Source organism: Ascidiaceihabitans donghaensis, assembly GCF_900302465.1.
Classification (GTDB): Bacteria; Pseudomonadota; Alphaproteobacteria; order Rhodobacterales; family Rhodobacteraceae; genus Ascidiaceihabitans; species Ascidiaceihabitans donghaensis.
Window position 1 is genome coordinate 1,955,198 of the sequence record NZ_OMOR01000001.1, and the last position, 23,877, is coordinate 1,979,074.

The window sequence follows — 23,877 nt, forward strand, 5'->3', positions numbered from 1 at the left end:
AAACGGCGCAGGCAACTGCGCCGTTTTTTCAGTGAACAATGGCACAAAAACAGGCAAATTGTTTCCAAGCCCTGCGTCTGCGTTAAGCATATATGCAGGAAACCGCCAAGATTGACGGATTGTGATGCTTCGTCCGGTTCTTTCCCATGGAATCTGTGTCAAATTGAACTAAATCACACAACATGCGGTGGGGGCTGCATCTGTTTTTTTGAATTCCGACAAGGAAGGCGACTGCCATGGCCAATATCGACGGAACGTCCAACAACGACACTTTGCAAGGCACAAATGAGGATGACGTCATCAATGCGATGAACGGTCAGGACGTTGTGTCTGGGGAAGGCGGCGACGACCAGATTGATGGCGGCGGCGGAAACGACTTGCTGTTTGGCGATGTGGGTGAAGGCACCGCACCGGGCGCTGACGCTTCGCCGTTGACGTTGAACATCAACAATGTGCAGTCACAAACCTACACAGGCAACAATGCCAGCGCTGGCGATTCAGCGGTCTACAGCAATGTCGCCCAGCTTGAAGATGGCACGCCTGTCTGGGGCCGTTTGGTTCTGGTATCTAAGTCCGACCCGAATATGACGGTTGATCTTACCGGTGGCCGTGGTTTTGAAATCTTGATGAACGGCAACGGCACCGGCGACACAGCCGAGTTCCGGTTCGAATTCTTTGATCCGGCAACAGGTGAACCTGTGGCGCTGAATTCGGTTGCGACCTTCAACGATCTTGACCGCAACAGCCCCACCGACCGCGAAGCTGTGACGTTGCAGGCCAGCAGTTTTTCGGCTTTTGGCACGTCTTCGGACACATCGCTGAACCTTGAAAACGGTCCCGGTACTGTCACGGCGGCTGGGGGTGAACAGAACAATCCCTCGGATCAAGATGCATGGTTTTCGGCCGAATTTGAGAACCGCGAATTCATCGAATTTTCGCTTGAGGCACGTAACACAAATTCCGGTTTCACCTTCTCTGGGGACCTGATTGACGATGCGGTGGTCACGCCGATCGAAGCGGGCGATGACACGATTGACGGCGGCTCGGGACAGGACACGATCTTTGGGCAGGGCGGCAACGATTCCCTGATTGGCGGCGACGGTGATGACCAGTTGGACGGCGGCGAAGGCAATGACACGCTGGAGGGCGGCCAGGGACAGGACTTGCTGGATGGCGGGGCTGGCGCGGACAGCCTGAACGGCGGCGAAGGCGACGACCGTTTGTTTGGCGGCGACGGCACCGATACGCTGACAGCGGGCCCGGGCAATGACCGTTTGGAGGGTGGCAACAACAGTGACATCTTCAACTTCGATGCAGGTGGCAACCACGTTATTGTGGGCGGCGAAGACGCAGACGGGTCGGATATCGACATCCTTGATTTGTCGGGTGTGCGCACGAATGTCATCCAAACCGGTCCTGAATCCGGTCGGATCGAGTTTTTGGACGAAAACGGCAACATCACGGGCCGCACCGACTACACAGAGATTGAACAGATCATCATCTGCTTCACGCCGGGAACCCGCATTGCCACACGTCGTGGCGAAGTCGCAGTCGAGGCCCTGAAGGCCGGCGATATGGTGTTCACCCGCGACAACGGCATCCAGCCGCTGCGTTGGGTCGGGCGTCGTGATTTAACCGCGCAAGATCTGGACGCTCACCCCGAATTTCAACCTGTGTTCATCCGCCAGGGCGCTTTGGGCAAAGGCCTGCCCGAGCGGGACATGTTGGTCAGTCCCAACCACCGCATGTTGCTGAATTCGGATCTGGCCGAGGTGATGTTCGAGGAACGCGAAGTGTTGATCGCGGCCAAGTACCTGACAGGGCTTGAGGGGGTTGATCAGATCACAACCCATTCCGTCAGCTATTTGCACCTGATGTTTGATCAGCATGAAATCATTCTGGCGGATGGCGGTTGGACAGAAAGCTTCCAACCGGGCGACCATTCCATGCGTGGCATCGGCGAAGCGCAACGCGTTGAAATTCTGACGTTGTTCCCTGATCTAAGTACAATCGCTGGCATGGACGCCTTCGGGTCCGCACGTATGTCTTTGAAAAAGCACGAGGCACAATTGCTGACCAAAGCGATGCAATAAAGCGATTTGTATGATCAATCGCCGCGCCAAGCGGCCCAGTCTTCGGGCGTGTCTAAATCCAGACGCGCCCGTTTTCCGTTAAGGGGGTGCATTTTGACGTCTTGCGCGGCTTTGATCAAGGACGCAGCCCCTTTGTCGCCCGCCAATGTCCCAACCTGACGGGTCAGGGCGGGCCCCAGTATTGTCGGATGCCCCGGTTGTCCGTCCTGTGTCGATGCTTGGAAGGCATCACAGGGGTGTGTCTGAAACGCCGACAACATCTCTGCCATATCTTCTGTTGTGATGTCGGGCATATCCACAGGCAGGATCATAGCCCCCATATGGTCCGCGGGCAGGGCGGCGATGCCCTTTTGTAAGCTGCGCGACATGCCGGCAGAGGCATCAGGTACAAAAACTTTGTGCACATCCAAACCTTGCAACGCGTGACTGCGAGGATGATCGGCATTTGGCAGCGTCACATACACCGCATGCCCCGTTGCACAGGCCCGCGCAGCCATCGTGTGTACACACGGGGCGCCCATCACCATTTCCATCAATTTGTCGCCGCCCCGCATCCTTGACGACGCACCAGCCGCAAGCAGTAAAATCGGAAGGGGGCGGGTTGCGTCAGGCATCCATTATGATCCGCGCATGCGCACGCCATCCGCATCAAACAGCGGTTGCGTCACAACATGTGCGTCGCGCATCTGGCCAAGTATTTCAATCTGAACAGCAAGCCCGTCCGCGACATCCGCAGTGGGTAAAAAGCCCAACGCGATGGATTTCTGCGCATGATGCGAATAGCCGCCAGACGTACAAAAGCCAACGACTTTGCCATTCAACCAAACCGGCTCATAGCCTTGAACATCTGCATCCAAAGCGTCGACTTCAAAGGCCACCAACTGGCGCATCGCACCCTGTGCCTTTTCCGCTTCACAGGCGGCGCGGCCAATGAAGTCGGTGTTCTTTTTATAGCTGATAAAGCGGTCCATACCCGTCTCTAACGCCGTATAGTCTGGCGAAAATTCAGACAACCAAGACCCAAAGAATTTATCAAGCCTCAACGACATCATGGCGCGCATCCCGAAGGGCACCATGGCGTGGTCCTGTCCTGCGGCCCACAGGGTGTTCCACAGGTTGCGTTGGCCCATAGGATCGCAATAAATTTCAAAGCCCAAGTCACCGGTGTAGCTGACGCGCTGCACAATGCAGTCTGTCATTCCGACAGTCATATGCGCCACATCCATGAATTTCATCGTGGACACATCTGTGCGGGTACAGGCCTGCAAAACATCACGTGCCTTCGGGCCTGCGATCTGGAAGCCGTTTCGTTTATCGCTTATATTCTCTATGCTTACGCCGTTTTCCTCATGTTTTTTGAACCAGCGCCAATGGTTGGCTTGCGCCCCGTAGGATGCCGTCAGCTGGAAGCTGTCTTCGGACAGGCAGGACACAGTAAAATCGCCAATCAGCTTGCCTTTGTAAGACAGCATAGGCGTCAGGCTGAGGCGTCCGGGTTTTGGCATACGGCCGGCCATAATCTTGTCCAACCATGCCCGCGCATTTGGGCCTTTGACGCTGTATTTGCCAAAATTGTGCACCTCGTTGATGCCTACACTTTGTCGAACACCGCGAACCTCGCGGGCGGTTGCATCAAATGCGTCCGAGCGGCGAAAGGACGGGGTTTCATAGGCAGGCTCGTCACCTTGTGCGAAGTAATTGACAACTTCCAACCCGTATTGCTGTCCCCAAACCGCGCCCATTTTCGTGAAGATATCATACATGGGTGTGGTGCGATTGGGCCGTGCGGCGGGCAGTTCTTCATTGGGATAAGATACACTGAAGCGTTTTTGGTAGTTTTCGATGACCTTTGGCAAGGTGTAGCCCGGCGAAATCCAATCTCCGAACCGTGCCACATCCATGGCAGTGACATCGCGTTCCGGTTCGCCTTCGATCATCCATTGCGCCAGCATCAATCCCACGCCACCGCCTTGCGAAAAGCCTGCCATAACGCCACACGCGGACCAATAGTTGCGCACGCCGGGGACAGGGCCGACCAAAGGATTACCGTCAGGGGCAAATGTGAATGGCCCATGGATCACGTTTTTCACGCCTGCACGTTCCAGATCGGGAAAGCGTTTGTAGGCGAAATCAATGCTGTCTTCGATCTTGTCAAAGTCGTTGTCCAAAAGATCCTGCCCAAAGGACCACGACGTGCCGTCAACGGCCCATGGACGGCATTTTTGTTCGTAAAAACCGATGCATAGCCCTTTGCCTTCTTGACGCAGATAGCTTTCGCCGGCGGGGTCCATGACATGGGGGTGCTCATGCCCGTCTTTCATCATGTCGACAATCATGGGCACATCTTCGGTCACAAGATACTGGTGCTCCATTGGGTGGAGAGGGAAATAGATACCTGCCATAGCGCCCACTTCACGCGCCCACAAACCGCCGGCATTGACCACATGTTCGGCGTGGATTGTGCCTTTGTCCGTGACCACATCCCATGTGCCATCAGGGCGCTGGTTGGTTTCTTGCACCATTGTGTGCGTGTGGATCGTGGCCCCGCCCATACGCGCGGCCTTTGCATAGGCGTGGGTTGTGCCGGATGGGTCAAGGTGGCCATCCAAAGGGTCGTAAAGCGCGCCGATGATGCCATCCAGATTGGTCACAGGGGCGATCTTGGCGATCTCTTCCGGGGTGACGATTTCCGTCTCAAGACCCATAAAGCGGTGTTTGGCACGTTCCGCCAACAGCATGTCGAAGCGGTCTTGATTGTCGGCCAAGGTTACGCCGCCGACGTGGTGCAGGCCGCACGACATGCCGGTTATTTCTTCCAGCTCTTTGTAAAGTTTGATGGTATACCCTTGAAGGGCCGCCATGTTGGTGTCGCCGTTCAAGGTGTGAAACCCGCCCGCCGCATGCCATGTGGATCCAGATGTCAATTCGGACCGTTCCAAAAGCATCACATCAGACCATCCCAATTTGGTCAGGTGATACAACACAGACGCGCCAACGACGCCGCCTCCGATAATGGCAACACGGGTTGTGGTTTGCATGGGTAGGCTCCTTTGTGGTCTGGGTACAGAATAGCCACAGCGCAACGGCTGCATAGCGTAGTGGCGACAAAAAGTGTCGTATTTGTTATGTGGAACCAAAAGGACATAAAGGTGTTAAAAGATATGAACCGGCTGAATTCCATCACACGCGTCCTGAAAGAATACCTGCGCAAGCTATGGACCCGGGTCTTGATCGTTGGTCTTTTGTCACTGGTCGCCTTGGGCATCGCGACGTTGATTGAAAGCATTTTGCCGGAAGGGGTCAATGGCCGTTTGCAAGGCGCCGCCGTTGACAGGCTGTTGCAGATCATTGCCAACGCCATGCTTGCTGTAACCACGTTTTCACTGACCGTTATGGTGACAGTGCATCGCAATACGTCGTCCCAATTCACGCCACGTGCGCATTTGCTGATCATGGAAGATTCCGTGACACAAAACACGCTTGCGGCGTTTATCGGCACGTATGTGTATGCGCTTGTTGCGATTGTTCTGCGTGAAACAGGCGTGTTTGGCGATGAAAAGGCAATGGTGCTGTTCTGGATGACGGCCTTGGTCCTGTGTTTTGTCGTTTGGTCCCTGGTGCGTTGGGTTCTGCATTTGCAGACGTTTGGCAGTTTGCTGGACACCACACGCCACGTCGAAGACGTGACCCGTACACGGTTTCGCGAACGTCTGGACCGCCCCTGTCTGGGGGCCAATCCTTTGACGCAGGACGTGCCACAAGGGGCCGTTGCACTGACTGCCGCCCAAAGCGGCTTTGTGCGCGGCATTGTGCCCGAAATCATGCAAAACCTGTCGCAGGATCACGATGTTCAGGTCTATGTGACGGCCCGTCTGGGTGATTTCGTGTTCTTGAACGCCCCACTGGCATGGGTCGACGGTGAAATGGACGACGATTTGGCACAGGATTTGCAGGCCTGCATCAATGTCGGGGATGTGCGCAGTTATGACCAAGACCCCCGACTGGGCATGATCGCGATGAGCGAAATAGGCACCAAAGCCTTGTCGCCGGGCATCAACGATCCGGGAACCGCAATTGACGTGATTTCGCGCATCGGACGGGTTCTGTCGAATTACAAGGATGAGGCTGAAACAGGGCAATCGCCGGAGTTCGACCGCCTTTATGTGCCTCCGATGGATCCTGATTTGTTGTTGCAAGACGCATTCTCTGCGATCGGGCGCGATGGCGCCCACATCGTCGAAGTGCAAGAGATGCTGCAAGAGGTCCTTGGGGGGCTTATGGATCATCCGGACGCGGGATTGTGTCGCGCTGCAAAACGCGTCGCAAAAGAGTTGTTTGAACGGGCCGGGACGCAGATGACGCATTCCCCTGATTTGGACAGGTTGAAACGGGCGGTGCATAGGGGCGTGCTGTAGGGGGGGAGTGCTGTAGGCCAAGCTCTTTTTGGTGCGATTTGCTTGCCAGCGACGTGACATGTCGCAACTGCGCTACTGTGCCAATGCCACCCGGCGCAAGTTGGTCGAAAGTTAAGCAAACCTAAGGCTCGTTTCATGCGCACTCATGCACAGGCAGTTGTTATCGGGGGCGGCGTGATTGGCTGTTCCATCTTGTACCACCTCACAAAACTTGGGTGGACAGATGTCGTTCTTATCGAGCGCGACGAACTTACGTCAGGATCAACGTGGCACGCAGCCGCCAATATTCACGGACTGCACGACAGCACAAATATCAGCCGTATCCAGCACTATACAATGGGGCTGTACAAAGAACTGGAACAGGAAACAGGGCAGGGATGCGGTGTCTTCCAGCCCGGATCGCTTTATCTGGCACAAACCGAGGCCCGTGAACATCAGCTGCGTTTGCAAGCGGCCAAGGCCAAATTGTATGGCATGAACTTTCATGAAGTCGACCGCGCAGAGGCCGAACGCCTGAATCCCTTGGTCGATTACGATGGCATCCGCTGCATTATGTGGGAACCTGATGGTGGCAATGTGGATCCATCAGGAGTGACGCAGGCCTATGCGACAGGGGCGCGTCAAAACGGGGCCGAGATTATGCGCTTCAACCCGGTCCTCGCCACCGAGGCACAACCCGATGGCACATGGATTGTGGAAACCGAAAAGGGTGATATCCGAACCCCTTGGGTGATCAACGCCGCCGGGCTGTGGGGGCGTGAAGTTGCGGCGCTGGCGGGTATAGAATTGCCGCTGCAACCAACAGAACACCAGTATTTTGTTACTGAAACAATTCCCGAAATAAACGCGATGGATCGGCGGTTGCCTTCGGTTGCGGACCGCGACGGTGAATATTATCTGCGCCAAGAGGGGCAAGGATTGTTGGTGGGTGCCTATGAAAAGGACATGCGGTTTTGGGCGGAAGGCGGGACGCCACTGGATTTTGCCCATGACCTTTTCGACGATGATCTGGAACGTATCGAAGACAACATGATGCGTGCCATCGAACGCGTTCCGGTCGTTGGGACCGCGGGCATCAAACGCGTCATAAATGGTCCGATGATCTGGTCGCCGGATTCCAATGTCTTGCTGGGACCTGTTCCCGAGAAAAAAGGGTATTTCTGCTGTAACGGCATCATTCCGGGCTTTTCGCAGTCGGGGGGCATGGGGTTGATGGTGGCCCAATGGATCATCGAAGGCGAAATGCAATACGACATGTTTCCATGGGATATGGCGCGGTTCGGGGCGTGGGCCACGCAAGGGGCGGCCGGCAAGACCTTTACGAAGGAACGTGTACGGGACCAATACGCAAACCGTTTCAAAATTCACTTCCCCAATGAAGAACGGGGCGCAGGCCGCGCTGTGCGCACGCGTCCTGTTCATGATTTGCAGCTGGAAATGGGCGCGGTTATGGGGCTGAACTATGGGTGGGAGCACCCACTATGGTATGCCGACACGCCGGGGGCTTCGGACACTGACGGGTTCACGCGCCAAAACTGGTGGGACCCTGTTGGCGCGGAATGCAAAATGTTGCGGGACCGTGCTGGCATCATCGACATCTCGAACTTCGCCAAATACCGGTGCAAGGGGCCAGACGCCGAGACGTGGTTGAACGCTGTTTTTGCCAATGTGATGCCGAAAGCGATTGGACGGTCCTGTCTGACACCGCTGATCGGAGTGCGGGGTGGAATTGCAGGCGATTTCACCGTCACGCGACTGGCCGAAGACGAATTCTGGATCATCGGATCGGGTATGGCCGAACGCTATCACGCACGTTTCTTTAATGCAGTGCCGTGCCCGGAAGGCACGGTGTTTGAAAGCCTCACGGACAGTGTTTGCGGGTTCAATGTTGCCGGACCGGACAGCCGCAAGCTGTTGCAAAGGCTGACCAATACATCGCTAGAGACAGAAGATTTTCCATTCATGCGCTCGCAACGCATTGAACTTGCCGGTGTTGATGTCTTGGCGCTGCGTGTCTCTTTTACCGGCGATCTGGGGTGGGAACTGCACTGCGCCGAGGCGGATCAACTGCGCCTTTACACGGCGTTGTTGGATGCGGGCAAAGCCTTTGACGCGGGACCTGTGGGCGGGCGGGCATTGATGTCTTTGCGCGTTGAAAAAGGGTACGGGTCATGGGGACGCGAGTATTCGCCAGAGTATTGGCCACAAGAGGTCGGGTTGGACCGGTTGTGCAAGATGAACAAGGAGTTTCTAAACAAAGCAGCCGTTGCTGATGTGTTGAAAAACGAGATGCGCGAACGGCTGGTCTTGTTGCATCTGGATGGGGCTGAGACGGACGCTTCAAACGCCGACGCGACTGGAGGAGAGCCGATTTTCAAAGACGGGCAAGGAGTCGGGCGTGTGACGTCTGGTGCATATGGATACTCTGTCGGGATGAGCTTGGCCTTGGGTTACGTCAAAGGCGTGGAAAATGGGGACATAGTCGATGTTATGGTGCTTGGACTGCCACACAAAGCACGCGTTCTAGCGGAACCGCCGTTCGATCCTAAAGGGCAAAAACTGCGCGCATAAGGTCTATTGGGTCGTATGCGTCGTACGCTTACGTATCAGAAAGCGGATCGGAAATATGTCCCTTGCCAAAGCGATACCGTGTTGCCGCGTTAACGCTTCTGCCGGTTCTGTCGGGTTTTGGTGGGGTCAAAGAGGCATCCAAGGCCGCTTTGACCTCAGCTTTCTCCAATGGTTCCGTGAACAACAGGGCGACGCGAGATGTCGCCTGATCAATCGTTTTCGCGGCCATCTCTTGGCCCGCAATTGTTATGTCGCAAAACATCCCAGCATCAAGACCCTCGATTGATGCTGCATCTTCGTCATTGTCCGGTTCAAATCGCGCCCCATTGACCCCGATAAGCAATACGTGTCCTGAAACGTCTTGTGCAGCTACACTCAGCCTTGCGGGGATTTTACAATAATGCCGCATCAAGCGTCCGGATGTTTTCAAAATCAGCGCATAATGCAAGCCGGTGACACAAAAAACGCACAACCCCCACAACCCAATCAAAAGCCGTCCCCAGCTTTGGTCTGACTGAGAGGGTTGGTTTGTCGTGCCAAGACCAACACCTAGCGTCGCGTGATCGCTGTCTGACGCAATGGTCGGTATGTCGCCTGGAAACAGGTCTTCCAATGTTGCCGCATCGGCGTCATGGCACAGGGTCTGATAGGTGCGAAAAGCGGCGCTGCGGGTTGTTATGAATGCATCGGACTGCATATAGGCTTGTGCTTTTGCAGGGCTGCTTGAGGCCGCCACGCGATTGATAAACTGCATATTTTGCAAAAAGACAGTAACCGTAGATTGCGCATTACTATGGTCTGCATCACCAAGTCGCGCCGTCGTCACGTCCAGTGCCAATGCCCCAAGCAATGCGTTGGATTGCGCAAAAATGTCTGCCGCATCATCGTCGCTGTCTGCCATTTGTAGTGACAATCGCAAAAGTGTTCCAAATTCAGGGATGACATCACAATGGGCGCGCAACGCACTGGGCCAGCTCAGCACCAGCGCCAGCATCGGCAGCAGTGACGCCGCGGTCGCAAATTTCTTACGGATCAAGCTGCGCATACAAATCCCGTTGTCGAATAGGGTTTGTTAGCGCGGATGCGTAAATATCACCCTAATTGGTCAAATGGCAGCCTGCAGCATCAATGTACCAACGGACGAATACGCAAACCCGTGATCCTGTTGCCTTCGCGGGCTATGACTTCGAAACGAAACCCGTGGAATGAAAAAACCTGACCGGCAGTGGGGATCATTTGTGCCTCGTGGATCACCAGCCCTGCGACGGTGTTGGCTTCGTCATCAGGCAGGTTCCATTCCGTTGCCCGGTTCAAATCGCGGATCGTCATTGCCCCATCCACCATGAACTGGCCATCTTCGCCCGTCACAACAGGATGGTCGCCATCCGGGTCGAATTCATCAGTAATTTCGCCCACGATTTCTTCCAGAATGTCTTCTAGAGTAATCAGCCCCTGCAAACTGCCATATTCATCGACAACCAGTGCAAAATGGGTGTGTTTGCGCAAGAACTGACGCATCTGATCGTCCAGCGTGGTGGTTTCGGGGACAAAGTATGGCTCCATCGCCACGTCCACCACATTGAAGCTTTTCAGGGCGGTGGCGTCGCCATCGGGGCCACCAATGATTTTGTACATGGCGCGCAACAGGTCTTTGGCGTGGATCACGCCAATGATGTTTTCGGAATCGTCTTTGAACACGGGCAGGCGCGTGTGATTGGATTGTAGGCACTGTTCCAGAATGGCTTCGGGGCCGTCGTCGATATTGACCATCTCAATGTCAGAGCGGTGCAACATGATTTCCTCTACCACCCGGTCGCCCAAATCCAACGCACCCAAGATGCGGTCGCGGTCTTCTTTTTCTACAACGCCTTCGGAATGGCCCAATTGCAAGGCGCCCGCGATTTCTTCGCGCACTGCCAGAATGTTGCTGTCGGGGTCAATTTTCACACCAAACACGCCAAGCACGCCACGCACAAAAAAGCGCACGGCCGCCACGATAGGCGAAAAGATGAACACGATCAGGGCAATGGGCGCCGACACAAACGAAGCGGCTTTTTCAGAATTCGTGATGGCGTATGTCTTGGGCAAAACTTCGGCGAATACCAAAACCAACGCTGTCATAACAAGTGTTGCCAAAGCAACGCCACTTTCGCCAAAGGCGCGTGTGAAGATGGCCGTCGCCAGTGATGTTGCCAGAATGTTAACGATGTTGTTGCCCAATAAAACGGAGCCGATCAGGCGTTCATTGTCTTCTGTGATCCGCAAGGCCCGTGCTGCTCCGCGTGATCCTTTGTCTGCCTGCGATCGCAACTTCCCGCGTGACGCCGCAGTCAAGGCCGTTTCAGACCCGGAAAAGAACCCTGACATCACCAGCAGCATCAATATCACCGCGCACGTCACCCAAAAGGCCGCATCCAATGCTGATGCCGCCCCCAATATCTGGGCTGCTTCAAGCGAATTTGTGACTTGAATTGTGGTAGAAGGTTCGTCCATTTTAACGTGTATCCTATAGTTGATTTGGTTATGGGGTGGCAAAGCGGCGCAATCAAGGCCCGCACGACAAAGGATTGCGGCATGCGACATCATCACCTCGGCACACTTGACGGTTCTGTTTTGGTTTTTGGTGGTCCGTATTCAAATGCACACGCGACTCTTGCTTTGTTTGAAGAGGCCGCAAAACGCAAAATCAAACCGTCCCATCTGATTTGCACAGGGGATACCGTGGCGTATTGCGGTGACCCCGCATTGACTGTGGACATGGTGCGTCAGGCGGGATGTGCTGTGGTGGCTGGAAACTGTGAAATCCAGTTGGCCAAAGGGGAAGCCGAATGCGGATGCGGTTTTGAACAAGGCACTGCCTGCGATATTGCGTCCTTGTTCTGGTTTGCGTTTGCCAAAGAACAATTGAGCCAAAAAGACATTGATTGGATGGCAGAGCTTCCCGATGTCATCACCTTTGACCATCAGGGGGAACGCTATGCGGTGCTGCATGGTGGCGCCACGGACGTGGCACGCTTCATCTGGCGTGTGTCGCCCATGGAAGAATTTGAAAACGAATGGGCTGCGTTGACCAATGCCATCGGGCGGGTCAACCATGTGATTGTAGGGCATTCGGGTCTGCCGTTCATCAAAGAGACGCCGTTTGGGCGATGGATCAATGCCGGTGCGATCGGCATGCCTGCCCACGACGGGCGTTCATATACACATTTTATGGTGCTGGAAAAAGGCGCTGTGCAGATGAGCCGGTTGCCCTATGACGTGAAAGGCGCACAAGGGGTCATGGAAAACGCAGGTCTGATGCAGGGGTATGATATTGCCTTGGAAACGGGCTATTGGCCATCAGAAGACATTTTGCCACCTGCTTTACGCCGCCGCTGAACGGCTGTGGCAAGCGGGTGATGATCCAACACCAATTCGGTCAGGCGCGCATCCAGAACATGGGTGTATATTTCTGTCGTGGCCACATCGGCATGCCCCAACATTGCCTGGATCGATCGTAAATCGGCCCCCCCCGCCAACAGATGTGTCGCAAAAGCATGGCGCAAAGTATGTGGCGTGACCTTGGAGGGTGTCACACCGCCAGCCACGGCCAATTCCTTGATCAAAAGGTAGAACCTGTGGCGCGTCAGATGCCCGTCTTTGCCACGCGAAGGGAACAGGAATTTTGATGGCGGGGCACCCTTGGTTTTTGCCGTGTCATCAACCGCATCCCGAAATGGCAACCACTCTGCCAAGGCCGCGCGGGCAGGGGGCGATAAGGGCACAATGCGCTCTTTTCCGCCTTTGCCCAAAATCAGCAAAACGCGGGGATCACCACGCGCTGCGGTCACAGGTAGGCTGACCAGTTCAGTCACCCGCATCCCCGTGGCATAAAGCAGTTCCATCAAGCAGGTGTTGCGCAGTGTGTCGCGACCCATTGTCCGGGCAGCGGCCAGCAACCTGTCGACTTCTGCCTCGTCGAGGGTTTTGGGCAAACGCTTGTCCAGACCGGGACCGGACACCTGAATGGCGGGGTTGGTTGTCCGCCAGCCTTCTTCAAAGGCAAAGCGGTAGATTTGCTTGATTGACGACAAACGCCGTGCGCGGGTGGCTTTGGCCAACCCTTGGGCGTCACAATGCACCAGATAGTGTTCAACGTGATCCTGAGTGGCGGTGTCAAAGCTGGTCTTGCGTGCCGTCAGCCATTCGGCAAAATCCTTCAGGTCGCGGCCATATGCCAACAAAGTGTTGTTTGCGGCCCCCAGTTCTGCGGCCTGCGCGTCCAGAAAAGTGGAAATCCAGCGATCTGTATCGTTCATGACGCAGGCCCCAGAATAAGCAACTCTAAGGCCACGCGGCGACTGGTGTCTTCCAGACCTAGCGCACGTAGATTGCGCAAGCCTTCGGTCAGTTGGGTCAGATCGCCTTGTGCGCCTGCTTGGACCTGTTCCAGAATATCTATCAGCACAGCCCCCAATGACCGGGTCCGGGTGTTCAGCGCTATTTGAAATTTCTCTGCCAACTCCGCCGTGGAAAATGCGTGTTCAATCGCAAGTTCTAAGTCGGTATTGCCTTTGGGCGGCGTGCCTTTTGCAAGGCCGGCTAAAAATACAAAAGCCGGATCGTCCGTGACTGCTGCAGCCTCATAGTCCGGAGACATCATAGCCATTTTAAACGCTATGTTTTTGGCAGGACCTTCAAGATCAAAGCCCGCAACCTGAGGTGCAAAAAGTGTGGAAAACGGCGCGGCAAGGCCCGCAGACTTCATTTTTTGCCACGCCAGTGGCAGCGTTTTGCCAATGGCTTGGGGGCTTTGGGTGCGAATTGCGGTTTCCAGACGTTGGACGGCAGCGACCCTGTCCCAAATGCCGCCAGAGGCTGCGGGCCTGCGTGTGGAATACACGCCAAGCAAACGATTGGCAGGTAAGGCCCCGACGGTGGCCAAACGCTCTGCTGCGTCCAGTTGGGCCTTCCATCCTGTCACGTCTCGCAAATCGGCGTGGGCATAGGCGCGTGGCCATGTTTTTGTGCTGATCGGCTGGCCAAGCGCCTCGTAAACCCGAAACATCAATGCATCCGGATCGGCCAAACGGGGCAAAGGTGCGGCACCCTCAAAAAGGTCTGGGTCCAGAAAACGCTCTAATGCATTGGACTGGGGTTCAGGCAAAACACCCAACGCCCGTGACGTGCCAAGCAACAACGCGGCCGTTGACCAATCGCCAGCGCGCGCAGTGCAAAAAATCCGTGCCGCATAGCCGGGGGCCAGTTGTGGCGCTTTTAGCAATGCAGCACAGGCCGTTTCTTCCGTATCATTCAAAAGGCTCAGATCAATGAAACGCGAAAACAGCTGGGCGTCTTTTTCGGGTCCAACCTGTTGGATCAAGGCAAATGCAGGATCAACTGCACCCAAATCGATCAGCGCGTCAATTCTGGCCAACTGGAACGCTTCTGTTTTGCCTTTGGGTGGCGCGGTTTCAGCCAACAAAACAGTATAGAACAAGGATTGCGCACTTGGCAGATGTTGCGCGGTTAATGTGCCCAATTTACGGGTCAGGCTTTGGGCGTCCGAATGGGTCCACAAACTGTCCGGCAGTCCCGTCACGTCAGACGGAACCAATCCGATGATACGCGGTCCTTGTCCGTCCAAGGGGGCCACCGTGACCTGCGCCACCGATCCGCTTGTCGCAACATCCGGCTCATCCGGCAACAACGCTGCAGGTTGGGGCAGCGGTTGGGAAGCGGGCTGCGTATCAAGCCAATCAATCACAGACAGCGGTTGGCCTTGCGGTGTGTCTTGGGCAAAGGCGGTGCCATGCGCCAGAACAGTCGCCAAAACAGCAAACGTTGCTGACAAAATGACTGCTTTAGTCTGCATTCAACACCACAGGTGCGCGCACTTCTTCTTGCGGAGCAGAAAAATCGGCACCGAAGAAGGGGCCGACATATGCATAGCCTACCAAGCCGACAAACCCGAAAAAGCACAGGTAAATCAGAAGCTTGATTAATTTGAACATGGGGGTGCCTGCCTTTTTTGATGTCGTCTTTTGATCAACTTATATATGGCCTTTTTCACAATATCACGTCATTCACGTCAACATGAGCAAAATTGAGCAATCCATGGCCGATAAGGCACCCACCCACACCGGACCACAGGCCACATTTCGATTGAAAAAGACTGTGGTGATGGTGGGAATGATGGGGGCTGGCAAAACTGCTGTCGGGCGGGCGGTGGCCCAAAAGCTGGATGTTGCGTTTCTGGACAGCGATGCGGAAATCGAAGCGGCGGCCAATATGACTGTGCCCGAGATATTCAGCCGCGATGGTGAGCCGTTCTTTCGGACAAAGGAAACCCAGGTGATTACGCGCCTTCTGGACGCGACGCCATGTATTCTGTCGACCGGCGGAGGGGCGTTTCTGGGGGCGCAAAACCGTGAAACCATCAGTGAACGCGGTGTGTCGGTCTGGCTCAACGCCGATCTGGATGTGTTGTGGAACAGGGTGCGCCACAAAGACACGCGCCCCTTACTGCAAACCGATGATCCCAAAGCCACATTGGCCGCGTTGTTTCAGGCGCGTGTGCCAGTATACCGGATGGCGGATGTCATGGTGCCATCAGACCACGGTGTGGCGATTGATGCTATGGCCGATCGTGTCATAGAGGCCATATTGGCCCGCAGCGATGTTCTGGAGAAAACCTAATGCGCGAAACCGTTCATGTTGATCTGCCCGGGCGGGCCTACGACATTCTAATCGGAACCGGACTGCTGCAAGAGGCAGGCACACTGATCGCGCCGCTTTTGCACAGGCCGCGTGTTGTGGTCGTGACTGATGATACGGTTGGGGCGTTGCATCTGGACACGTTGCGCCAAGGACTGGCCGCAGAGGGCATCGCTATGGCGGCGCTGTCTTTGCCACCGGGGGAAGCGACCAAAAACTGGACCAACGTCATCAAAACTGTGGAATGGATGCTGGATGAAAAAGTCGAACGGCGCGACGTGGTGGTGGCGTTGGGCGGTGGTGTTATTGGGGACCTTGTGGGGTTCGCAGCCGCAATTTTACGCCGTGGCGTGCGGTTTGTACAAATTCCGACGTCCTTGTTGGCTCAAGTCGACAGTTCTGTCGGGGGCAAAACCGGCATCAACACCCGTCACGGAAAGAACTTGGTTGGGGCATTCCATCAACCAAGTCTGGTTCTGGCAGACATTGAGGTATTGGGCACTTTGCAGCCACGCGATTTTCTTGCGGGGTGTGGCGAGGTCGTGAAATACGGGCTTTTGGGGGACGCTGCGTTCTTTGACTGGCTTGAAACCCACGGACCGGACATGGCAGCCGGAGATATTGCGGCCCGTGCCTATGCAGTGAAGCGCTCGGTGCAGATGAAAGCCGAAATCGTGATGCGCGATGAGACCGAACAAGGGGACCGGGCCCTTTTGAACCTTGGGCACACGTTTTGTCATGCGCTCGAAGCGGCCACCGGCTATTCGGATCGCTTGCTGCACGGCGAAGGGGTGGCGATTGGGTGTGCGCTTGCGTTTGAAACGTCGTCGCGGATGGGACTGTGTGCCCAAGAAGATCCAAGCCGCTTGCGGGCCCACCTAAAGGCGATGGGCATGAAGACTGATCTCAAGGACATTGAAGGGGATCTGCCGGACGCAGCTGCACTTTTGGCCTTGATGGGTCAGGATAAAAAAGTCGTGGACGGCCAGTTGCGCTTTATTATGGCGCGGGGGATTGGCGAGGCGTTTGTCACATCTGACGTGCCAGAAGGCGTTGTGTTGGATGTTCTGGGCGATGCGCTGAAAGCGTAAAGCACAGCACTTTGCTGTCCACGCTCCTATTGCCTACCCGTTGCGTGGTAAGGTGCACCCTGGTGCACCCTACCTTTGTAAAGATTTTTAGAACGGGATTTCATCGTCCAGATCACGGGATGGGGCAGGGGACGATTGGCCACCGCCGTATCCGCCGTTGTTGTTGGATTGACCGGAATCGTAGCCCATAGAACCACCACCGCCGCCACCACCATAGTTGCCGCCGCCACCGCCGCTGTTGTCATTGCGTCCGTCCAGCATTGTCAGGTTGCCGCCAAGACCCTGCAATACGACTTCTGTGGTGTACCGGTCCTGACCAGATTGGTCTTGCCACTTGCGGGTTTGCAATTTGCCTTCGATGTATACTTTGGACCCTTTGCGCAGATATTGTTCTGCGACGCGCACAAGCCCTTCCTGAAAGATCGCAACAGACGTCCATTCGGTTTTTTCGCGACGTTCGCCTGTATTTTTGTCTTTCCACGTCTCGGATGTGGCAATGCGCAAATTGCACACTTTGCCGCCATTTTGGAAACTGCGCACTTCAGGGTCCGCACCCAAGTTGCCAATTAGGATCACTTTGTTCACAGAGCCAGCCATGGCATCCCCCTTGAAAGCTGTTTTGTCCGAATCCCGGACCATTGTTTGACAGGCTTATATCGCCCTTGCCCCTCTTGTTAAATTGCTAACGCAGATCGTGATGGGAAATCTGGCAGGTAATACTGGTCTCATGGTTAAAAATCCCTATATTGCCGCAAAGGCAGGTGTCGTGGGGACGAAACGGTATGCGCATAGGTGTAGTGGTTATTGTGGCGGCGGCCTTCATCGGCGACATGGCTGTTGCCGAGACATTTTCATCCAAAAACCGCAAAAAGCTGTTTTCGTCTCAGACAAAAGTGCTCGATAGCCGTGCCTCCAAACAGTATTCGAATTCGGTCCGTTTGCAGCCCGCCAAAGTGAACACCCCCACCAAATGGAACAAGGGCCAAAAGTTCAAAGGCAAATACAAAGGCGTGTATCTGGCGATGGCGCGTGACGCCGCGCGACGCAACGGTGTGCCCGAAGACTTGTTCTTGCGACTGGTGCAGCAAGAAAGCAACTGGAACCCGAATGCAAAATCACACGCCGGGGCGTATGGGCTGGCGCAACTGATGCCCGGCACAGCCCGCGTGTTACGTGTAAATCCTCGTGATCCATACGAAAATCTGGATGGTGGTGCGCGTTATCTGCAACAGCAATACCGTGAATTCGGATCTTGGCGGTTGGCATTGGCTGCGTATAACGCAGGCCCGGGGGCGGTGAAAAAATATGGTGGCGTGCCGCCGTTCCGCGAGACACGGAACTACGTAAAGATCATCTGGGGCAGCTGATGATTGCGGGGCAAGCCGTTGTCATGCTTTTGTCCGTCCTCAATCCAATTGCTGCCATGATTGTGCCGTAGCCCTCATCCAAAGTCACAAAAGGATGTACGCATGGCCGTCAGCACCACTTCATTCTCGGACCGCCTTGGACGGATCGAACGCAGCACTCCGCAGCTTTATGCAGGCGATGATGCGCCGCAATCCTTCAAGCCCGACAATCTGGTGTGCAACACAGCCAAAAAGGGCGCCTTCTACTATGCGGTGATTTTGTTTGGTTTGATTGTCGGGGCGGGCGTCGGGTACGCGTTTCGCACAGCTGTGGGCTTTGAAATCTTCGTAACACAGCCGCCGTTGCTTATTTTGGCCATCGTCAAAGCAGATCCTCAAATGCTTGGGCTGACATTGGCTGTGGTCGGCGGGGCAGTGATAACGCTGTTGTGCCAGATTTTCGGCAATACCAAAGCCCGCGCCTTGCAGTTTTGGACCGGCTACATGCTGGGCATGGTATTGATCAACCTGCAAGCGTTCTACTTCGTGTACCTGACGTATTTCGCGGCCACCGCATGACACAGACCCAAGTGCGGCAGGCAGGCCAAAGACTGGCCCACCTCATGTTTGCGCATTCAGCCTCTACTGTGCCGCGATTTTGATAACAGGTTCCATTTGCGCCAGCTTTTCATCGCTTAGGTGACACTTCACCTGGTGCCCGTCTGCCAAATGACGCACGGGGGGTATGTCTTTTTCACACAACCCACCAGGAACTTCCGATTTCCAGCGGCATCGTGTTTGGAAGGGGCAACCGGGGGGCGGGTTCATGGCGGACGGAATGTCGCCTTCCAGTACAATGTGTTGTTTTTCCACCGATGTGTCTGCGATTGGCACCGCTGAAAGCAAAGCTTCGGTATAGGGGTGATAGGGCGGCGCAAAGACCTGATCCGTAGACCCCAGTTCAACCACATGCCCCAAATACATCACCATCACGCGGTCGCTCAAATAACGCACGATCGACAAGTCGTGGCTGATAAACAAAAGGGTGGTTTTCTGCTCACGCTGGATTTCCATCAATAGATCCGTAACCGCCGCCTGCACCGACACATCCAAAGCAGACACAGGTTCGTCTGCCACGACGATGCGCGCGTCACCGGCAAAGGCACGTGCGATACCTACGCGTTGCTTTTGGCCCCCCGACAACTGGCGTGGCATGCGGTCGGCAAATTCGCGAGGCAGTTTTACCAGATCCAGCAGTTCCAACATGCGCGTGCGGCGTTCCGCTTCGCTGTTGCCGATTTTGAAAATTTCCAAAGCGCGAATGATCTGGCGCCCGACGGTCATTGACGGGTTCAACGTGTCAAACGGGTTTTGGAACACCATCTGAACATCCGCCACAGTTTTTGTGTTGCGGGCCTCGATCGGGGTGTCCTGAATTTGGGTGCCATTCATTGTGATGGTGCCTTCAGTGGCTGTTTCCAAGCCCATCAGCACTTTCGCGAATGTCGATTTCCCACACCCGGATTCGCCCACGATGGCAAGCGTCTCGGATTCTCTGGCTTCAAAGCTAAGGCTCTCATTCGCCTTGACCACTTTTGTTTCGCCCCCGCCGAACATGGCATTGGCAGCGACTTCGTAATACTTCTTAAGCTTGTCCATAGACAAAACGACTTCGCCAACTTCGCCTTTTGTTTTGGTCTCAGCCAACGTCAACGGAGCGTTCCAATCGATTTCCTTGAATTTCAGGCACCGTGATGCGTGGCGATCGTCGCCCGCCACTTCCGCCATCCGGATACGGGTATCCTCGTTGCAGCGCCCGTCTTCGAAATAGTCACAGCGCGGGCCAAAGTTGCAGCCCGGCGGGCGTTCGTGGGGCAGGGGAAAGTTGCCCGGAATTGCCACCAAAGGCCGCGCATTCTTGTCAGCGCCGGGCAGAGGGATCGACCGGAACAGAGCCTGCGTATAGGGGTGCTGCATCTTGTCAAAGACATCTTCGATGCTGCCGGTCTCGACGGCCTCGCCTGAATACATCACGCAGATGCGGTCACAGGTTTCCAGAACCAGACCAAGGTTGTGGCTGATGAACAGCATGGATGTGCCGTATTTCTTGCCAAGGTCTTTGACCAATTCGACAACGGCGGCTTCGACGGTCACGTCAAGGGCAGTGGTCGGTTCATCCAGGATCAGCAACGAAGGCTCTGACATCAAGGCCATCGCAATCACGATGCGTTGTTGTTGACCGCCGGACAATTGATGCGGAAAGCTGTTCAGGATGCGGGCAGGGTCAGGCAGTTTCACATCTGTGACAACCTGCAACGCGCGCTCATAAGCATCCTTTTCAGACATGCCCTGATGGATCATCGGAACTTCCATCAACTGCTTGCCGATCCGCATGGCAGGATTCAAAGAGGCCATAGGCTCCTGATAGATCATTGCGATTTCGGACCCGCGAATGTCACGCAGCTCCTCCATGGTCATTTGACCCAGATCTTGACCTTTGAATTTGATGGACCCGCCAACAACGCGGCCGTTTTTGCCCAAATCCTGCATGACACCCAAGGCGACCGTGGACTTGCCACATCCGGATTCTCCAACAAGACCTACGGCCTCGCCGGGTTGGACAGTGACGGAAAAATCCATCACGGCAGGAATTTCACGCAAGCGCGTAAAAAACGATATCGACAGTTGGTCAATTTCAAGAATTGGACCGTCATAATCTAGTTTTGTCATCATCTTCTCCAAGCTGGATGAAACTATGATCCTGTTTCATCTCGCCAAATAAACCTCGGGGGTCCGGGGGCTGGCCCCCGGTCCGTCCTCTCAATCAGTCCTTCAGGCTTTCTTCACGCAAACCATCTGCCAACAAGTTCAGTCCAAGAACCAATGACAACAAAGCAAGGGCAGGGGCCATGGCAACATGGGGATAAAGCGCCAGAAGGCGACGACCCGAGTTGATGGTTGTGCCCCAGTCAGGGCTTTCCGATTCCAAACCAAGGCCAAAGAAACCGAGGGTGCCCAACAGAATGGTGGTGTAGCCGATACGCAGGCAAAAATCGACGATCAGAGGACCACGGGCATTGGGCAGGATTTCCCAAAGCATAATGTACCACGGGCCTTCACCGCGGGTCTGGGCCGCGGCCACGTAATCGCGGGTTTTGATATCCAGCGCCAAGCCGCGCACGATCCGGAACACTGTGATAGAGTTCACAAAGACAACAGACACAAACACCACCAGAATTTCGGGCGGCATCGGGATCCAGTCCAATGCAGCTGGCAACCCTGGGATTGTGTAGCGTTCGTTGGTCACAAAAGTGCCTTCGTTCGAGATCAGCGACAAATAGGCCCATGCCATGATGCCCAGAACCACAATCAGCAAGGGTGTGCGGATTTTCGGTTGGGTGTAGTAGCGTGAGTTCAACAAGACACCGAAGAAGATCAACGGAAAGATGAACAATACTCCGGCCATATAGCTTGGAATGCCTGTGGCACGAATTTCCGGAGTGACAAGCAGATAGAACAGCAAGATGACCGGAAAGGCGAGGATCAGGTTTGCCAGAAAGGACAAGACCGTATCCAGACGACCACCGTAATAGCCTGCAGGCAAACCAAGGGTGATGCCCACCATAAAGGCAAACAGCGTGGCGATGGGCGCGATATAGACCACAATCCAAGCCCCTTCAAACAAGCGGCTGAACACGTCGCGGGCCAGATTGTCGCCCCCCAGCAGGAACCACTGGTAGTCGGCGTCCTCTGCGCCCCGCAGCGGTGTCCCGGGCACCTTGTTCTTCATGCCCGAAGACTGCGACAGCGTGTCATGGGTGACCAGCATGTCAAAGACGCCGGCCATCACACCCGCGATCACCCAGAACATGACAAGGCCAAAGCCAATCATGCCAACGGTGCTGTCAAACAGCTTGCCGTAAAGTCCCAGTTTGCGTTTGAATTTGATGGATACGGCAAAAAGCACGATCAAGGCGATCCAAACCGGCAACAACTGTCGCGACATGCCGCCGACGATGCCCGCGTCTGGGCCCATCAAAGCCCCGCCAATGATATAAAGCAGCACCAGCGCGATGACAGCCAGCAGCAGCATTCGCACCCCGGTGCCAATCGTTCCCATAAGGCCTGCGTTTTCGGTCAATGTGCCATCTGCATTCACAGTCGGGGTACTTGCAGCCACAAAGAACGACATCACGATTTGAATAAGGATGCCGGCCAGCAGCAAAGCGGCCATCAGCATCAATGGGTAGTTCAGAAGGCTCAGGCCTCCGGTCCACGTTAATGGGTCCATAATCAGGTTCCCCTTATGAAATGCGGATACGTGGGTTCAAGAACACATAGCCGATGTCGGAAATCAGCTGTGTGATCAAAACCACGATCACGGAGACGACGGAAACCGCCAGAAGAAGCTCAATGTCATTGTTGGCAGCGGCCTGCACCAGCAGCCAGCCAAATCCCTTGTAGTTGAACAAGGTCTCAACGATGACAACACCGTTCAAAAGCCACGGCACCTGCAACATGATCACAGTAAAGGGCGCGATCAGTGCGTTGCGTAGGGCGTGTTTCATAACGATCTTGGGAAAACTCACACCTTTCAGGCGCGCCGTGCGAATGTACTGCGCGGTCATGACTTCTGTCATGGAGGCGCGCGTCATTCGGGCGATGTATCCCATGCCGTACAATGCGATGGTCATAACAGGCAGGAAGAAGTTCCAGAATGTGGCGTCCGTCACAGCCTTTGTGGCCGATCCCAAAAACAGGGTTTTGCCATCTATCCAGCCCCATTCCACAAGCAGTGGCGATATACCGTTTTTGGAAGACGCCAAAAGGGCGATAAAAATCACCCCAGACACATATTCGGGCGTCGCGGTTGTTGCGATGGAGAAGGTCGACAGTGACCGGTCCAGTTTGGACCCTTCACGCATTCCGGCCAGCACCCCCACAATCAATGCCATTGGCACCATAACCAGAAAAACGACCCCCATCAGCTTGCCAGTGGCCGCCAATCTGACACCAACGATGCCCGCGACATCGTCTTTAAAGACCGTGGAAAAGCCCCAATCGCCTTGCAAGACACCGCAAAACGTCGGGCGCTCGTCTTCGGGAGTGGTGCTGATAAAGCAGCGCCCTGTCACCGTTACGGTCCCGTCGCTTTCGGTCTTTTCAGACACCCAGCCCGGCACAACGCCCAGCCATCTTCCGAATTTGACCGGCATAGGGTCCAAGTAACCGCGTGGCTCCAGATAGGATGCGACTTCTTCTTCCGACATGCGGAAGTTGCCTTGGGTTTTGGCCAGTTTTTCAAGGTTTGGATAAAGATTTGTCAGAAAGAACACGATGAATGTCAGGCAAAGTGCCGTCAAAATCATCACGCCCAGACGTCTGAGGATGAATAGTCCCATGTGTGCCCCTGTTGGTAGGCTGTTTGCGCAGTTTTTACTGCTTTTATGACCGGCGACCTGTTTGGCTCTGCTCGGATGATGTTGAAATAGTGTGGATCGTGCGTCTGTCTGTTGCCCCCCGGCCGTTCGGTCTCTGCGATTTACAGCCCTTTTTCCAGGCACCGCAGCCAAACGAGTTAGTAATTTTGCCTATCAGGCAACAGAACCGCGCCAAGGTCAACGCTGGGAAAAGTCATTTGGTCGATATTTTGCGACATTTAACT

19 protein-coding genes are annotated in these 23,877 nt (G+C 55.1%); 8 read left to right on the forward strand and 11 right to left on the reverse strand.

Annotation, left to right across the window (positions count from 1 at the left end):
* The first annotated feature begins 236 nt into the window (after positions 1–236).
* Positions 237–2,093: a Hint domain-containing protein gene (locus ASD8599_RS09810; protein ID WP_108828361.1), complete on the forward strand. Its 1,857-nt coding sequence runs from the start codon at positions 237–239 to the stop codon at positions 2,091–2,093.
* Positions 2,094–2,107: 14 nt separating this feature from the next.
* On the opposite strand, the gene ASD8599_RS09815 is transcribed toward ASD8599_RS09810, so the two are convergent.
* Both ASD8599_RS09815 and ASD8599_RS09820 read right to left on the reverse strand, forming a co-directional pair.
* The gene (locus ASD8599_RS09815) at positions 2,108–2,707 is read right to left on the reverse strand and encodes a nucleotidyltransferase family protein (protein ID WP_108828362.1); all 600 of its coding nucleotides are present in this window, start codon (positions 2,705–2,707) and stop codon (positions 2,108–2,110) included.
* Between the two features lie 3 nt (positions 2,708–2,710).
* Positions 2,711–5,131 (reverse strand): GcvT family protein, encoded by a 2,421-nt coding sequence (locus ASD8599_RS09820; RefSeq protein WP_108828363.1) that lies wholly within the window; start codon positions 5,129–5,131, stop codon positions 2,711–2,713.
* A gap of 123 nt (positions 5,132–5,254) precedes the next feature.
* Between ASD8599_RS09820 and ASD8599_RS09825 the strand changes: the two genes are divergently transcribed.
* Positions 5,255–6,508, forward strand: a complete 1,254-nt coding sequence (locus ASD8599_RS09825; RefSeq protein WP_108828364.1) for a DUF2254 domain-containing protein — start codon at positions 5,255–5,257, stop codon at positions 6,506–6,508.
* 135 nt (positions 6,509–6,643) lie between these two features.
* On the forward strand, positions 6,644–9,079 hold the full coding sequence (locus tag ASD8599_RS09830; RefSeq protein ID WP_108828365.1) for a GcvT family protein: 2,436 nt from the start codon (positions 6,644–6,646) through the stop codon (positions 9,077–9,079).
* A 28-nt stretch (positions 9,080–9,107) separates the two neighbouring features.
* On the opposite strand, the gene ASD8599_RS09835 is transcribed toward ASD8599_RS09830, so the two are convergent.
* Positions 9,108–10,124, reverse strand: a complete 1,017-nt coding sequence (locus ASD8599_RS09835; RefSeq protein WP_108828366.1) for a hypothetical protein — start codon at positions 10,122–10,124, stop codon at positions 9,108–9,110.
* 80 nt (positions 10,125–10,204) lie between these two features.
* Positions 10,205–11,458 (reverse strand): HlyC/CorC family transporter, encoded by a 1,254-nt coding sequence (locus tag ASD8599_RS09840; RefSeq protein WP_422664764.1) that lies wholly within the window; start codon positions 11,456–11,458, stop codon positions 10,205–10,207.
* A 195-nt stretch (positions 11,459–11,653) separates the two neighbouring features.
* Between ASD8599_RS09840 and ASD8599_RS09845 the strand changes: the two genes are divergently transcribed.
* Positions 11,654–12,457 (forward strand): metallophosphoesterase family protein, encoded by an 804-nt coding sequence (locus tag ASD8599_RS09845; protein ID WP_108830104.1) that lies wholly within the window; start codon positions 11,654–11,656, stop codon positions 12,455–12,457.
* Here ASD8599_RS09845 and ASD8599_RS09850 read toward each other — a convergent pair.
* The 3 genes from ASD8599_RS09850 to ASD8599_RS20285 are packed head-to-tail and all read right to left on the reverse strand — an operon-like array spanning position 12,409 to position 15,072.
* Positions 12,409–13,377, reverse strand: coding sequence for a site-specific tyrosine recombinase XerD (locus ASD8599_RS09850; protein ID WP_108828367.1), 969 nt, complete (start codon positions 13,375–13,377; stop codon positions 12,409–12,411). The two genes, ASD8599_RS09845 and ASD8599_RS09850, sit on opposite strands and share 49 nt — an antisense overlap.
* Positions 13,374–14,912 (reverse strand): hypothetical protein, encoded by a 1,539-nt coding sequence (locus tag ASD8599_RS09855; protein ID WP_146188211.1) that lies wholly within the window; start codon positions 14,910–14,912, stop codon positions 13,374–13,376. Before ASD8599_RS09855 ends, ASD8599_RS09850 begins: the two co-directional genes overlap by 4 nt.
* A gap of 10 nt (positions 14,913–14,922) precedes the next feature.
* Positions 14,923–15,072 carry a hypothetical protein gene (locus ASD8599_RS20285; protein WP_181364457.1) on the reverse strand — a complete coding sequence of 50 codons (150 nt, stop codon included), beginning with the start codon at positions 15,070–15,072 and terminating at the stop codon, positions 14,923–14,925.
* Positions 15,073–15,154: 82 nt separating this feature from the next.
* Between ASD8599_RS20285 and ASD8599_RS09860 the strand changes: the two genes are divergently transcribed.
* Entirely contained in the window at positions 15,155–15,757 is a 603-nt protein-coding gene (locus ASD8599_RS09860; RefSeq protein ID WP_181364458.1) for a shikimate kinase, read from the forward strand.
* Entirely contained in the window at positions 15,757–16,866 is a 1,110-nt protein-coding gene (gene aroB, locus ASD8599_RS09865; protein ID WP_108828369.1) for a 3-dehydroquinate synthase, read from the forward strand. Before ASD8599_RS09860 ends, aroB begins: the two co-directional genes overlap by 1 nt.
* 87 nt (positions 16,867–16,953) lie before the next feature.
* Here aroB and ssb read toward each other — a convergent pair whose 3' ends face one another.
* On the reverse strand, positions 16,954–17,463 hold the full coding sequence (gene ssb / locus ASD8599_RS09870) for a single-stranded DNA-binding protein (RefSeq protein ID WP_108830106.1): 510 nt from the start codon (positions 17,461–17,463) through the stop codon (positions 16,954–16,956).
* Positions 17,464–17,648: 185 nt separating this feature from the next.
* Here ssb and ASD8599_RS09875 point away from each other — a divergent pair, with 185 nt between their 5' ends.
* Both ASD8599_RS09875 and ASD8599_RS09880 read left to right on the forward strand, forming a co-directional pair.
* Positions 17,649–18,233: a lytic transglycosylase domain-containing protein gene (locus ASD8599_RS09875; protein ID WP_108828370.1), complete on the forward strand. Its 585-nt coding sequence runs from the start codon at positions 17,649–17,651 to the stop codon at positions 18,231–18,233.
* A 102-nt stretch (positions 18,234–18,335) separates the two neighbouring features.
* Entirely contained in the window at positions 18,336–18,791 is a 456-nt protein-coding gene (locus ASD8599_RS09880; protein WP_108828371.1) for a hypothetical protein, read from the forward strand.
* Positions 18,792–18,854: 63 nt separating this feature from the next.
* Here ASD8599_RS09880 and ASD8599_RS09885 read toward each other — a convergent pair whose 3' ends face one another.
* From ASD8599_RS09885 to ASD8599_RS09895, 3 genes are all read right to left on the reverse strand, one after another.
* The gene (locus ASD8599_RS09885) at positions 18,855–20,942 is read right to left on the reverse strand and encodes a dipeptide ABC transporter ATP-binding protein (RefSeq protein WP_108830107.1); all 2,088 of its coding nucleotides are present in this window, start codon (positions 20,940–20,942) and stop codon (positions 18,855–18,857) included.
* 94 nt (positions 20,943–21,036) lie between these two features.
* The gene (locus ASD8599_RS09890) at positions 21,037–22,503 is read right to left on the reverse strand and encodes an ABC transporter permease (protein ID WP_181364459.1); all 1,467 of its coding nucleotides are present in this window, start codon (positions 22,501–22,503) and stop codon (positions 21,037–21,039) included.
* Positions 22,504–22,516: 13 nt separating this feature from the next.
* Positions 22,517–23,614, reverse strand: coding sequence for an ABC transporter permease (locus ASD8599_RS09895; RefSeq protein WP_108828372.1), 1,098 nt, complete (start codon positions 23,612–23,614; stop codon positions 22,517–22,519).
* Positions 23,615–23,877 lie beyond the last annotated feature (263 nt).